Genomic DNA, 14,698 nt, shown 5'->3' with positions numbered 1-14,698 from the left:
ATTATAAGAGGCGCTCATCTTACATATCATGTAAACAATTCAATATATATTTATTTTATATAATTTTAATATTAAATTCTATAACCTATATATTTATCATATCGATTTTAATGATAATTTCAATAGTAAACTATGATTTCAATTCTTTTCCCTTTATTCCTATTTAGAAAAAGGTGTTGGACAGAAATAACATTTTCTCAAAATTTATTTCGTTGTCCTACCCCGTCAAAGATGACTAGGTTTGAAAAAAGGTTGATTCAAGCACATTTTCAAATCAGTCATCTACTGACAAAATAATAAAGTAGGCTGAGACATTTTATTTTGTCCCAGCCTCTCAAAAATATTATTTTGCTTTTACCAAACCATTATCTATTACCAACATCTTGACCGATTTCAACAGTTTGATCATTTTTATTATATATTGCGCCTTGAACACTACCAAAGTTTGCGTCATTACGTTTTTCTTTAACACCATATCCCATACTCTTGAATGTATTGATATCTTCATCACTTGTCGCATTCTCATAATAAACTGTACCACCATCGTTATAAAAACGTGGTTTATCAATAGATTCTTGTAGGGAACCGTCACCTCTTAAATAGTCAATCAACACTTCATTTAAGATGGTAGGAATTTTGTTTCCACCTGGTGTACCAATACCCATATAGAAATCCGGACCAACAACAATGGATGGTGATGTATAAGAACGTGGTGCTTTATGTTTTCCACCATAGTTCGGACTATTAGGATCACTTGAGAAGTTTGTTAAAGAATTGTTCATATAGAAACCTTGTTTAACAAATTTACCTGAACCAAAGAAACTAGATAATGTATTTGTAGTACTAGCAAGCTTACCATTCTTATCAATGACAACAAAATGAGTTGTACTCGTCGTATCTAATGATGTATCAAAATCACTATTCATTTCATTACCGCCACTATTTACATTATTTAAATTGTCTAATAAATAATTTTCCGATAAGTGTGAGTCATTATTCGCTTCCTGACCATTAACAATATCTCTATTTCGGTACATTACATCACGTGATTTAATAATGCCATTGATATAATCTGTTCTATCATTATTTGAATTGGCACTTTCATCAATTTTTAAACCTTGTAACATTAAAACCCCACCTAAAGGATTTGATGCAGAGTATATTGTATTATTTAAATATTTAGTTGATACTGGCTTCTTTTCTTCAGTTTTAAATGTTGAAAAGTCTTTCTCAACTAATTCACTACCGATTTGTTTAGATACACTCTTAGCAATATCCTTATAGAAATATTTAGGCCCCTTATCTCTAATACCTTTAAGTGTTTTAGCTAAAGCGGGCTGTTTAACTACATCGCCTTCACGTACTGTACGTTTTCCTTTGAAGAAAGGTGAATTTCGATCGATATCAGAACCGTAGATTTTCAAACTACGCTCTAATTCTGAATCAACTTCGAAGCCATCTTCGGCTAATGGCACTACGTAACTAAAAATTTTCTTCTCATCCATTTTACCTTCTCGTTGATGCATATCATGCATACCTTGCACAAATCCAGGTGTACCAATTTCATCGCCTTTCTTATAATTATAAGAAGATAGCGTTTTATATTCGTACATCTTTGGTTCTTCGCCTTCATTACCGTTATATATAAGCGTGGCACCACCGCCACCTAAACCTGACGAATGCGGTTCTGATACCGCTAGCGCATAAGAAACACCCATAGCTGCGTCTACTGCATTACCGCCATCTTCAATAATTTTATTACCGACACGCGTGGCAATCGCATTATTAGATGCTACGCCATATTTTTTATTGCTGCCAGATGATTTATGATCTGCAATTTTATTTTCGAATAATGTATCTTTATCAGGTCTGTCTTCTTTATTAAAGTAGTAAAAGACAAATGATATTAAAATGGTGATAACTAAAATGACTGATAATGTCACTTTACTATAAATATTCATACTAACTGGCCCCTTTAGATAAATATTGCTCCGTTGCATCTTTTAATTCATTTTTCTCATAGTTATCAAGGCCTTCGTTCGCTTTGGCAAACGTCACCATCAATAGAATTGCAATTATAATGAGCGTTGTTACAATACCTAACCAATGTTTTTTAATATTCAAAGGTATATCCTCCATTCTCCTCTTTAAGGTGAATTGATTTATCATTTATATTATTGTAATAACGTTGTGCCTCCATCTTATTCATGTTGTCTTTCGTTATTTTGCCATCTGCACCACGTACAGGTGTAATGCTAAATTTATTATGCTGCCCATTCCAATCGTGCTGAACTACCATACCTTTTTGGTTTTTAGATAAGAATGAATCTGATGTTAAATTACCTAAACTATAGAAGATACTTGCATTTTTATATTTTTCAACTTTTTGGACAACTGAGTTATGACCAATGATTACATCTGCACCGGATTTCACTAGCGCATGTGCGTATTCTTTTTGACGATCCGTCACACTACGTTCATTGGTAATACCCCAATCCACGTTTACGACAACTAAATCGTTATTTTCTTTTAAGTTTTTGATTAATGGAACAAATATTTTTGGGTCTAAACTAATAGATGTTGTATTTTTAAGTGGATCTTCATAGTTTGAACCTACGTCAGTGAATGACACGTTAGCTATTTTTTTACCTTTAACCGTTTGTTGCACCGTCTTACTATTAATTGGGTTAGAGCCATTACCAGTCATAAAGTTATAATCCGTTTGTGCTTCCACTTGTTTACTTAAATCTTGGGCTTGCACGTTATCAATCGTATTATTAATTAAATTGACACTTTTAACATTTTCTTTTTTCAAGAACATAATATTCTCAATATTCTTCTTAATATTCGTTTTAGGATCATTTGAGAAATGGCTCACTAGAAGTGAAGCAGTTGAAAAGTCACTTTGTTGAAGTGGTTGCTTTAACCCTTTAAACACTTCGTTAAGATCCATTTGTCGAAAATGTTTATTCAATGTGATATTGCCTAAATATGTACTACGAATATAATCATTACCTGAGCTTGGCATTGCCTCGACTGGCTCAACTTTTACAGCTCTAATAGCGAATACTAGAAGTACAAGTGCCACAATTAAAACGATAAGTGTATAGCTAAAATTGAAACGTTTGTGACGTTTCGATTGCTTAAGTAACCATTCGCTCGCTGATAACCGTTTTTTCTTTTTCATTACTCTGCGCTCCTTGCTCGCGATTAATTAATAAAGCTATATAAGAATAAGATGACATACGTGATACATGTAAGTAACATCGTTGATGATAACGTAATCACGACACCTTGCTTTTGAATTGTATTCGCAATGATTCCAGGAATAACGACACCAATACCAGACACTTCAACCATTTCAAATGGCGTCAATGGATAAATCAAGTCGAACAGGAATTTAAGTACCATCCCAGTTAAAATCATCGCCGCAAATTTTCTTCTTCCGTACAAAATAACCCATCTACTAATACCATATGTAACTATGAAAAATGTTAAACAACTAATGACTAACACAGATAACAACATGATGGGTTGATCGAATATAAGTGCTAAATAACCCGGTACAACGAGTCCTGCTGGATTAATCCCAAATTTCTCGGCAAATATTAAACTTAATACAATACCGACAAATAGAGAGAAGTATAATTCTGAACCTATCATTTTATTCTATCCCTTCTATAAATTCTGCTATTCTACCACCTGGACCATGAATATTTCCTACACAGAATATGAGTGCGTTTTGTGACTCTTGCAAAATAGCTTTCTCAATTTCTGGGAACTCACGGTTTTCAAAATTAAGATATTTTTTATCAGGTAAGTGTTGCATTAAGTCTGTCACCATTTGTGTACTTTTACCTGTACAAATGAGTGTGTCAAAGTCTACATCATCAATAAAGTTTTCAACAAATTGACGCGTTCTATCTACCCTATCTGAACGACAATTTAAAATCACTACTTTTTTCGTATATGGATAGTTATAAGATTCAACTTTGTTTAAAATAGCTTTTGTCGATTGAGGTTCATTAGCAGCAAATGCATTAACAAATACATTTCGTGTGCGATTTGCATTAAAGTATTTGATTTCAACCGCACCAGGATCAGGTGGTGCATTTAACATGCCTCTCAATGCAGTTTCCTTATCAACGCCAACAGCTTCTGCAACGCCTAATGCAATAGCAACATTATCTGGGAAGACGAGATATGGAAACTTTCTTAAATATGATTCTGGAACTTCATCTTTATCTACGACAATTAACTTTGTTTTACGTTTCTTAGCTTCTTTTGCGAAGAATTTCGTATAGTCGTCTTTCATAACAATTAAAGTCCCTTTGTAAGGAATTGTTGCAGTAAACGCTTGAGCAACATCTTGAAGTGTAGGTCCAAGCACGTCCATGTGGTCTTCCATGACATTGACGATAACGCCTATATTGGCTTTAACTAAATCTTTTTGAAAAGTAATTTGATAGTCTGGATTAACTGCCATACATTCATTAACTAAAGAGTCAGCTTTTTGTTTAACAACTTTACGCACAATGTCACGTTGTTCACCAATATTCGCACCTTGTGGTTTTCTAATAACGGGGTATTCCTTGTCAGTAAACCAATACAACATTCGAGCATCTGTGCCTGTGGTTTTACCAATAACATGATAATGGTCTTCTCTTAATACGCTATAAATCATTCTCGTAATCGTTGATTTACCACGAATACCATTTATGTTGATTCTAATTGGAATCTTATTGAGTCGATTAGTATGGCGATTCTTCTCTTTAATACCAAGCCATAAAATCAATGCGATACAAATTATAATGAGAATCACAGTGTAGTACCTCTCTTTAATTGTTTTAATATTAAGTTGTCTAAATACGTATTTCATTGCTATGTATATCAAAAATGTCTTTAAACATTTTCTATAGAAGTGACTAATAAATCCAAACGCTCTTGCTTCATATGAACATAATAAATAAATTATTACTTCTAATAAGGATATGCTATCATGTGCGTATTTAGTCAGTTTTAACATTGTAAATCTAATGTAAAATTATATTAAAAAAGATTAATTTTTTTAGAAATATTCAATATTTTACTTTTACAAATAAAGAATGATTTTAAAAATATTTTTCTAAAATTTAAATTTAGTTCTAGTTATTTGAAAAATCATCAAATATTTACGTCGCATTTACATTAGATTAAAATACTGATGTTAATTTAGAGGTAATTAAAGATACAACTTTAGGAGGATACTGATGGGTAAACCTTTGACTAAACCTGTTAAGATAGCAATTAGCATATATTTAGCAATGGTATTATTAGTTTGTTCAAGCTATTTAGTATTGATTCTTGTGGGTAGCTTACAAGGCAATGATATGAGTAGTTCAGTTTTAGACACAGACCATCAACACATTAATAGTGTTACTAAAGATTCTAACGAAAGCATAAATGATACAAAGTTAAATAAAGCTTCAGCAACAAGTGATGATGTTGCCAAAGAAGAAACCGTTTCAAATACAAATGATACAATTTCAAATACAAATACTGAAAAAGTAGGTGCAAGCTCATCTGATTGATGACACTATGCACCTATTTTATTTTAAATACTTTGCATATTTTATTTGAAATTGCTTAGGAGTGAGTGAATATTTCTGCTTAAAATTTTGTATAAAGTAACTTGTAGTTGAGAATCCACAATCCATTGCCACTTCAGTCACATTTTTATGATGATACATGAGTTGCTTAGCACTCTGCTCTAGTCGATAATTTTGTAAGAAATTGAATGGCGTGTCCCCTGCAAATCGTTTAAACAACTTAATCGTCTCCGCTTCGCTCATATGAACCATATGACTTAACTCACTCAGTTGCACCTTTTTATGATAATGACTTTGTAAGTATTCAATACATTGTTTAACTCTTGGATCAAAGAAATATTGATTGATTTGTTCATATTGATTAAAAATATTTAAAAGATGATTTAGACATTGATAAAATTCGCTAAGAATTTGCAGTTGATAATAATCTCTTTGTGATAAGTAAATATGTCCTACTATCTCAATACGCCGTAACAAACTTACATTTTCTTCATCTTTTGGTATTAATTTAATAAATGGAATGGATTGCGCTTGATCAACAATTCGACTAACATAAGTAAAATTGATATATTCCGTGACATTGGGCAATCCAATGTTCCAGCAATAGAAACGCGCGCCTTCATTCGCGTCACGAATTTCATGTACAACGTTTGAATTAATAAATAATCCCTCCCCTTCATGTATCTCCAATGTATTTTCTGCTAACTTTACCTTAATCACACCGTTTGTGACATACATAAATTGCAAGGCATAATGCCAATGTAAAGGTATATATCCGAGTAATGTCTCACTCAATGATGTATGTAGAATGACATGTGGCCAACGTCGATCAGGATAATTAATCTTTTCTTCTAAGTCTTCATTAATAATAATTTTAGAAACCATATCGCACTACCTCAATATCTTGATACTTTTAATTACTATTTGAGTATTATCAAATTTATATACATTATATTATGAGATTTATAATAAAACAAAATACAGATGGAGGTGCATTCAATGAATCACACACAACACAGATTAAAAGGAGTATTATTTGCAATTATAGGTGCTACTTTATGGGGATTAGGTGGGACTGTTTCCGACTTACTCTTTAATCAACGAGATATTGAAGTGGATTGGTATGTTACTGCTCGCCTACTAATAAGTGGCATCTTCTTGTTGAGTCTGTACAAACTATTACATCCTAAGCAATCTATGTTTATTGTTTTTAAGAAGCCCAAAACAATTGTTAATTTGTTTATATATAGTTTAATCGGGATGCTTTTTGTCCAATACGCTTATATGGCATCCATCGCAACCGGCAATGTCGCAGTAGCTACACTTCTCCAATACATTGCACCAGTCTATATCATTATTTGGTTCGTCATACGTGGTCTTGACGTATTTCGTCCTTTTGATATTTTAGCCATTACAATGACGTTAATTGGGACTTTTCTACTTTTAACAAATGGATCTATCTCTCATTTAGTCGTATCACCTACGAGTTTGTTATGGGGAATTATCTCTGGCTTAGCACTTGCGTTTTACACGATTTATGCCACAGGCTTACTTGAAAAGTTCCCTTCAATTCTAATCGTAGGATGGGCAATGATTATTTCAGGTTGTGCAATGAGTTTCAAACATCCTATATGGGATGTTAGCTTTAGCAACATGAGTGCATCTACAATCATTTATTTAATTTTTGGGATTATCGCTGGGACTGCTTTCGCATTTTATTTATTTATAGATAGTCTTAAATACTTATCACCTAAGGAGACAACGTTATTAGGTACGATTGAACCAGTGATAGCAGTTGTTACAAGTGCATTATGGCTTGGTGTTACTTTCCAATCAGTCCAAGTCATTGGAATCGTATTAATTCTTATTTTAATTTTAATGTTGTCACTTAAGAAACAACCTGAAGAAATGTAATCAATAATGTAGCGCCAAGGAATTGAAAGATGACTAGCCTGAATAGCACAGAATTCTTCGTGAATTCATCGTGTCACTTTAGTAATCATCTCGTCCTCGGCGCTTAATTTTTATAGAATAATTGATTTAAGTTGTGTAAAGAATTTCTGTCTTTCTGGTAATGGGAAGATAGGATAAATGTGGAATAAATTATATCCTGGCATAAAATCATGTTCAATACCTTTATCATTAAGCATTTGGGATAATTTTAAAGCGTCAGGGTATAACGTTTCCTTTGTACCAATAAAAATGGATAATCGACCTAATCCTTCTAAGTCACCGTTAATTGGCGATATTCTATAGTCCTCAATAGGTAATTGGCCAGCCCATAATTTTATAAAGTATTTACTACCTTCTATACCTAACATTGGATCAATGCGTTCATACGTTTTAGCATCTGGATTGCTTAACGTACCATCTAACACTGGAGATAGCATTACAATATGTCCAGGTTGTGGAAGTGTAGTTTCTGCTTTTAAATATTCGGCAAATGACAATGCAATTTGTCCGCCTGCAGAATCTCCCATCACAATAAGCTGTTCACTGCTTTCAACTTTGGCAGCTTGTTTATCATAAATAAGTTTTAATAATTCGAATGTAGTACGATAATCACGATGAGGTACTTTAGGATATATCGGCATAATGACCTTCGCATCAAGTTGTCCTGCGAGTTCATCTATAAAATTAAAATGATTATCTAGTGGATCTTGGAACCATGCACCACCATGAATATATAAAACAACTTTTTGTTGATGGTTACGTTGGTCATTCACAATATATGTGACGCACCCATTCCAACTTTTTGTTCGAACGTCATGTTTAAATTCATAACTAGTGCCACCATATTTTCCAGCTGTAATTTCTTTCGTTTCTTCCAATGCTTTTTTCGCGTCCGCTTCATTTTCAAACGTTTTTTTCATGCCAGACATTCGTATATATTTTTCAGTTATAAAACTTTTGTAACTGCGTTTCTCTTTAACTTTAATAAATGCTAACGTTCCTATTATCGCAGATGTTGCTACGGTTATCATACTTTTTTTCATAGCTTAAACGACCTCCTATACATGTCTATATTATAAACCTTAAACGACAATTCATTTAGTAATTAACACTGTTATCGTTAAACAATATTTTCATTTTAAGGAAAACATGCTATCCTTATATAAATTATCCGAATTTTCAAATTATAAAAGGAGGCAACGATTTATGGCACGTCATAAAATTGTACTTATTGGAAGTGGCTATGTAGGATCTGCGTTTGCACATGCAATCGTAGCTAAAGGTTTAGTGGATGAGATGACAATTATAGATATTGATGAGGATAAGGCTAAAGCAGATGTGTGGGATTTAAATCATGCGACTCCATTTGGCGATAACTTCGTAAATGTGCATGTCGGACAGTATGAAGACTGTAAAGACGCTGATATTATAGTGATTTGTGCAAGTGCTAAACTTGCTAAAGGTGAAACACGTCTTAAGCTACTAGAAGATAATGTAGACATTTTTGTACCAATGATTCAACGTATTGTAGATAGTGGTTTCGATGGCTACTTTGTATTACCTTCCAATCCCGTCGACATTATGAGTTACGTCGTTAAACGAGTGTCGAATTTTCCTAAAAATAAAATCATTGGTTCAGGCACTTCTTTAGATACTGCGCGTTTCCAATTCTTTTTAAGTCGAGAATTCGATGTAGCACCGAATCAAGTCTATGCACCTATTATTGGTGAACATGGTGATTCACAAGTCGCAGTATGGTCACACGCACAAATTGCAGGTGAGCCGGTGTTAGATTTATTACCTTCTAATACGAATATAGAAGCATTTAAGACTTCCATTTCCAACCGTACAACTCAAATTGGTTACGATATTTATGTTCGAAAAGGCACAACCAATTTCGGAATATCACTAAGTCTAGTTAGAATCGTAGAAGCCATCTTATTTAATAAAAATATCATTATGAATGTTTCAAGTTACGTTGGCGGTGAATATGGATTGAGTGATGTATATATCGGTGTACCTACCGTTATTAACGGAAATGGTGCTGACCGAATTATTGAATTAGCTCTCTCAAAAGAAGAATTATCACAGCTACATCATTCTGCTGATATCATCTTAGACTATCAGCGACAAGCCGATGCTATCATTGATCAAATGTGCTGATATTAAAAGTAAGTGCGTAAGGAGCGGGACAGAAATTAATTCGTAACCCCAGCTTGCTTTATTTGTAGAATTTCTTTATGAAATTCTCTTTGCTGGGGCCCCAAACCCCACCTTGCTTTATTTGTAGAATTTCTTTATGAAATTCTCTTTGCTGGGGCCCCGCTCTCACTTTATGTTTCAGAGCAACTATCATACATTAATTTCAACTGATGTTCGAATCGTTGCATATCTATAAATCGAGCTTGGCGATGCATTTCTTTACCATTCATAAAGATTAAATCAACGGGTACAGTAAATATAGATAATTCACCTGCAATGGTTTCGACATCTGATTGATTTATGACGGCGAGTTCTGCATTAGGGTAAGATGCTACAATATCTTCAATTTGTGGTAATACTGCATGGCACACTGAACAATGATCCCGCATTACGTGAACTACTACTAACTGATTATTATTAATAATTTGATGGAAGGCTTCCATATTACTCAAATGCTTTGCCATATCCTCACCTATACTTTCACTTATTTTAATAAGTTTTGAAATACCTCTGGCATCTTAGTTACTCTTTGACGTTCTAAATCTAAGAAACCACCTGTTTGCTGTCCAATACAATGCACTTTATCTCCAGAGGTAATTTCGAATTTAAATACCCATTTCATTCTTCCATCTTTAACAAACCAGCAACGCCCCACAGGTTTATCGTGTATCGTAATTGGAACTTTATACTCTATTTCTGTCTTCATTAATATTGGCGATATATGTTGCTTCATCATTTCTGAAAATGTCATATATTCATTAATAAATATTGTACGTAAATCTTCAAACCAGCGTATATAGACGATATTACTTACAATCCCCATTGCATCGATATCGTAATTGTTAACTTCTATTTCTCTTTCGGCGACTAACAAGCCTTCATGTTCCATAAAATATAATCTCCTTTAAGTCATCATTCAATTATATTCTACGACGTTTACATGCATTTTTCATCTACTTTAACTATACAACATTTAATGAGCGTACTATATACATGTCTATTTTATTATATATTATTTTCATTAAATACATAACCAAATTTACATAGTATAGTGTTTGTGAAAATATTCGCATATTTTATGAGAATAATTCATATGAAAGCTTATGTTTATGAAAAGCCAGGCTTTGCAAAACTGATTGATAAAGAGAAGCTAATCATTACGGAAAGTACAGATGCAATTATTAGAATGGTCAAAACACGATTTGTGGTACTGATCTACATATTATTAAAGTCGATACATCGGAAGTACCATCAAACACAACACTTGGCCATGAAGGTATTGGTTTCGTTGAATCAGTTGGTTAAAGTGTAAACAATTTCAAAGTTGGAGATAAAGTCATTGTTTCTTGTATCTCGTCGTGTGGTAAATGTTACTACTGTAAAAAAGGTATTTATGCACATTGTGAAAAAGATGGCGGTTGGATATTAGGTCACCTCATAGATGGTACACAAGCAGAATATTTTAAAGTACCTTTCGCAGACAACTCTTTATACCATGCACCAGAATCTTTACCAGACGAAGCACTCGTTATGCTCTCTGACATTTTAGCAACGGGTTATGAAATTGGTGTTTTAAAAGGTAAAGTTAAACCAGGTAGTACGGTTGCGATAGTAGGTGCAGGTCCAGTTGGATTAGCTGCATTATCAACAGTACAATTTTATTCATCTTCTAAAATTATTATGCTCGATTTGGATGATAATCGTTTAGCAACTGCCAAGGAATTAGGTGCTACACATACAATTAATTCAACGAATGTTGAAGATGCTGTTGCTCAAGTAAAAACATTGAACCATCGTGGTGCGGACGTAGCCATTGAAGATGTTGGTACTCCACAAACCTTTGATTTATGTCAAAAGTTAATTGGTGTTGACGGACAATCGCTAATTTTGGTGTTCATGGATTACCAGTACAATTTGATATCGATAAATTATGGATTAAGAATATCAATGTGACAACAGGTTTAGTTTCGGCGAATACTACTGAAGAATTGTTGGAAGCTCTCAAATCTAAAATCATTCAACCTGAACAACTCATGACACATTATAGTAAATTAAGTGATATTGAACATGCTTATGATTTATTCAGAAATGCTACAGATCATAAAGCTATCAAATTATTAATTGAGAATGATATAACTGAATAATGTTGTTTATTAAATAAAAAATAAGGGGGACAGCATTCTTTCTGAATTCGTCGCCCCGCCATGGCAAAGAGGATTAGAATTGAAAACCTTGAGACAACACCTTTTCAATTCAGTCATCGACTGCCAACACATAAAACAAGCCTGAGACACATATGATGTCCCAGGCTTGTTTTATTATTTAATTGTCATAATGCGTTTACCAGGATCTACTGAATCAACATCATCGAATGTTAATGTTTTATCACCCTGATTTGTAATAATCACTGGTGTGACAACACTTGGCGCATGTTCTTTTAAGTATGCTAAATTAATTTTCATTAATGGTTGACCTTGTGTGACAGGTTCATTGACATCGACTAAACTTTCGAAGCCTTCACCATTCAATTTCACTGTATCGATACCAATATGAATTAATACTTCAATTCCTGTATCAGATTCTAAACCGATGGCATGTTTCGTTGGGAAAATCGTTTTAACTGTACCATCAAATGGTGCTACAATTTCGCCTTTTTCAGGAACAAACCCAATACCGTCACCCATCATTTTTTCTGAGAATACTTTATCTGGCACTTCAGATAATGGAATAATATGACCCGTACCTGGTGCATAGATATCAGTTTCTTTTACCTCTTCCAACTGTACTGGCTCATCTGATGTATCTTCAGTCACAGTGGTTTCACTAGGTTTTGTGATGTCTCCATTCATAATACGTGCCATATCATGTTTAATTTGATCTGATTTAGGTCCAAAAATCGCTTGCATATTATTTCCTACTTCAAGCACCCCTGAAGCACCAAGCGCTTTTAGTCCTTCAACGTCTACTTTAGATTTATCATTGACTTCAACACGTAAACGCGTAATACAAGCATCTAAATGCTTGATATTTTCTTTACCGCCCATTGCATCTAACACATCAAATGGTAATTTACTTGCAGATGTATTAGCTACAGAGGCTTGTTTATCTTCACGACCTGGCGTTTTGAAGTTGAATTTAACAATTAAGAATCTAAATACTACATAATAAATGACAGCGTAAACTAATCCTACCGGAATCACTAACCACCATGGTGTTTTATTTGGAAGAATACCTAATAAAACAAAATCTATGAATCCTCCAGAGAATGTATATCCAAGATGTAAATTTAGTAGATAAAGCGTTAAAAATGATAATCCATCAAGTACTGCATGAATAAAGAATAATAATGGTGCTACGAATAAGAATGAAAATTCTAATGGTTCAGTAATACCAGTTAAGAATGATGTTAAAGCTGCTGATAACATCAAGCCTCCAACTACCTTTTTATTCTCAGGTTTAGCTGTTTGATAAATTGCTAATGCTGCTGCTGGTAATCCAAACATCATAACAGGAAATTCACCTTGCATGAATTTACCTGAAGTTAAATGAACACCTTCACGTATTTGCTCAATAAAAATACGTTGATCTCCTCGAATAATTTCTCCAGCTGCATTTTTCCAAGAACCAAATTCAAACCAAAATGGCGCATGGAAAATATGATGTAAACCAAATGGAATAAGTAATCGTTTAATAAATCCAAATAAGAATACTGCCAATCCAGTATTAGAATCTAATAAACCTGTACTAAATGCATTTAATCCATTTTGAATGAATGGCCAAATCCAAGCCATTGGGAAAGCTAAAATAAACGATGTCGTTGCCATCATAATCGGCACAAAACGTTTACCCGCAAAGAATCCTAAATACGATGGTAAGGAAATATTATAAAACTTGTTATAACACCAAGCTGCTAGAGCCCCTATAATAATCCCACCAAACACTCCAGTTTGAAGTGTAGGTATGCCTAAAACATTTGCGAATCCTTTAGATGGGTCTTCCAATTGTGCTGGCGTAACATTTAAGAATGCTCCCATTGTTTTATTCATAATAATAAATCCGACAAAAGCTGCAATGGCTGCTACACCATCTCCACCTGCTAGTCCTATTGCTACACCGAGTGCAAAAATGATAGGTAAGTTATCAAAAATAATACCACCAGCACCTGTCATCATGCTAGCAATATTTTGAATTACTCCATTTTTAATAAATGGAAGATATTGCTGTAATGCTTCACCTTGAAAAGCTGTTCCAATTGCTAGTAATAATCCAGCTGCAGGCAAGATTGCCACAGGTAACATTAATGCTTTACCAATTCGTTGCAATTGTCCAAATAGCTTTTTAAACATTTTGATTCAATCCTTTCAATGTATCTTTTTACGCATTAAAAAAGCATGACCAAATAAGCTCATCATTTATGACAAAAATAATGATAGCTTATCTGCTCATGCCTAATCGAATAGTAACACGCAGTTCTTTTTTAACAATTTAATTATACCTATAATATAAAGCGTTTTCAATATTTTTTTGCTAATATCTTACATTTTTTATAATTTAAATATTCGGCTCTAGGTCAAATCGGACTGATGAGTCCAAATATTGAGATTAAGCAACCTTAGGTTGTTTAATCTCTTTTTTTGTTGTTGAGGCAAATAGTCGCGAAGTTATAATAATTCGATTACGCAAATTATCATAATTTCTATAACCAAAAGATAACCTTTTAATGAGTTTGATTTTATTATTAATTCCTTCTAACGGACCGTTGGTCAGGTTAGAATATGTCATAGTATTTTCAATGAAAGCTGCTAATCGTCTTAAAGTTCTAATGACTGGGCGTAATTTAGGACACACATCTGAAAGATGAATAGAAAAGAGTTTATGATTAAATTTCTCTATTTGATTTTCTTTTAATAATCTTCTTAGCTCATGAACGTAGTGATATGTATTAAATAATTCTA

The 14,698-nt window shown here is 33.4% G+C and carries 14 protein-coding genes and 1 pseudogene; 4 read left to right on the top strand and 11 right to left on the bottom strand.

The genetic code is table 11. The features are described 5' to 3' along the window. Positions 1 to 365: 365 nt before the first annotated feature. The 5 genes from BB045_RS05250 to pgsB are packed head-to-tail and all read right to left on the bottom strand — an operon-like array spanning position 366 to position 4,822. Positions 366 to 1,961 carry a gamma-glutamyltransferase gene (locus tag BB045_RS05250; protein ID WP_075140573.1) on the bottom strand — a complete coding sequence of 532 codons (1,596 nt, stop codon included), beginning with the start codon at positions 1,959 to 1,961 and terminating at the stop codon, positions 366 to 368. 1 nt (position 1,962) lies between these two features. Continuing rightward, on the bottom strand, positions 1,963 to 2,139 hold the full coding sequence (locus tag BB045_RS12155; RefSeq protein ID WP_011274859.1) for a hypothetical protein: 177 nt from the start codon (positions 2,137 to 2,139) through the stop codon (positions 1,963 to 1,965). Continuing rightward, on the bottom strand, positions 2,114 to 3,187 hold the full coding sequence (locus BB045_RS05245; protein ID WP_048667803.1) for a CapA family protein: 1,074 nt from the start codon (positions 3,185 to 3,187) through the stop codon (positions 2,114 to 2,116). The genes BB045_RS12155 and BB045_RS05245 overlap by 26 nt, the downstream gene beginning before the upstream one ends. Positions 3,188 to 3,210: 23 nt before the next feature. Further along, a complete protein-coding gene (gene pgsC / locus BB045_RS05240; RefSeq protein WP_016930802.1) occupies positions 3,211 to 3,663 on the bottom strand; it encodes a poly-gamma-glutamate biosynthesis protein PgsC in 453 nt (150 codons plus the stop codon). Position 3,664: 1 nt separating this feature from the next. Beyond that, entirely contained in the window at positions 3,665 to 4,822 is a 1,158-nt protein-coding gene (gene pgsB / locus BB045_RS05235) for a poly-gamma-glutamate synthase PgsB (RefSeq protein WP_075140572.1), read from the bottom strand. A gap of 427 nt (positions 4,823 to 5,249) precedes the next feature. Here pgsB and BB045_RS05230 point away from each other — a divergent pair, with 427 nt between their 5' ends. Then, positions 5,250 to 5,570, top strand: a complete 321-nt coding sequence (locus tag BB045_RS05230) for a hypothetical protein (protein WP_053025321.1) — start codon at positions 5,250 to 5,252, stop codon at positions 5,568 to 5,570. Positions 5,571 to 5,588: 18 nt separating this feature from the next. On the opposite strand, the gene BB045_RS05225 is transcribed toward BB045_RS05230, so the two are convergent. Continuing rightward, positions 5,589 to 6,473: an AraC family transcriptional regulator gene (locus BB045_RS05225; RefSeq protein WP_075140571.1), complete on the bottom strand. Its 885-nt coding sequence runs from the start codon at positions 6,471 to 6,473 to the stop codon at positions 5,589 to 5,591. 114 nt (positions 6,474 to 6,587) lie between these two features. On the opposite strand from BB045_RS05225, the gene BB045_RS05220 reads away from it, so the two are divergent. Next, positions 6,588 to 7,502, top strand: coding sequence for a DMT family transporter (locus tag BB045_RS05220; protein ID WP_370863318.1), 915 nt, complete (start codon positions 6,588 to 6,590; stop codon positions 7,500 to 7,502). 110 nt (positions 7,503 to 7,612) lie between these two features. Here BB045_RS05220 and BB045_RS05215 read toward each other — a convergent pair whose 3' ends face one another. Further along, on the bottom strand, positions 7,613 to 8,584 hold the full coding sequence (locus BB045_RS05215) for an alpha/beta hydrolase fold domain-containing protein (protein WP_075140570.1): 972 nt from the start codon (positions 8,582 to 8,584) through the stop codon (positions 7,613 to 7,615). Between the two features lie 163 nt (positions 8,585 to 8,747). Here BB045_RS05215 and BB045_RS05210 point away from each other — a divergent pair, with 163 nt between their 5' ends. Then, complete coding sequence (locus BB045_RS05210; RefSeq protein ID WP_070581875.1) at positions 8,748 to 9,704, top strand: L-lactate dehydrogenase; 957 nt, start codon at positions 8,748 to 8,750, stop codon at positions 9,702 to 9,704. A gap of 170 nt (positions 9,705 to 9,874) precedes the next feature. Here BB045_RS05210 and BB045_RS05205 read toward each other — a convergent pair whose 3' ends face one another. Further along, positions 9,875 to 10,207 carry a thioredoxin family protein gene (locus BB045_RS05205; protein ID WP_070581873.1) on the bottom strand — a complete coding sequence of 111 codons (333 nt, stop codon included), beginning with the start codon at positions 10,205 to 10,207 and terminating at the stop codon, positions 9,875 to 9,877. 20 nt (positions 10,208 to 10,227) lie between these two features. Further along, complete coding sequence (locus BB045_RS05200; protein WP_070581871.1) at positions 10,228 to 10,632, bottom strand: acyl-CoA thioesterase; 405 nt, start codon at positions 10,630 to 10,632, stop codon at positions 10,228 to 10,230. A gap of 204 nt (positions 10,633 to 10,836) precedes the next feature. Between BB045_RS05200 and BB045_RS05195 the strand changes: the two are divergent. Then, positions 10,837 to 11,887 (top strand): annotated as a pseudogene (locus BB045_RS05195) (zinc-dependent alcohol dehydrogenase family protein). 174 nt (positions 11,888 to 12,061) lie between these two features. Here BB045_RS05195 and ptsG read toward each other — a convergent pair. Beyond that, on the bottom strand, positions 12,062 to 14,089 hold the full coding sequence (ptsG, locus tag BB045_RS05190; RefSeq protein WP_053025316.1) for a glucose-specific PTS transporter subunit IIBC: 2,028 nt from the start codon (positions 14,087 to 14,089) through the stop codon (positions 12,062 to 12,064). 256 nt (positions 14,090 to 14,345) lie between these two features. Beyond that, a partial coding sequence (locus tag BB045_RS05185) for a transposase (protein ID WP_142236929.1) occupies positions 14,346 to 14,698 on the bottom strand: 353 nt, incomplete at its 5' end.

This window comes from Staphylococcus sp. MB377 (assembly GCF_001922505.1).
Lineage (GTDB): Bacteria > Bacillota > Bacilli > Staphylococcales > Staphylococcaceae > Staphylococcus > Staphylococcus haemolyticus.
This window is presented reverse-complemented; position numbering and strand designations above follow the sequence as displayed.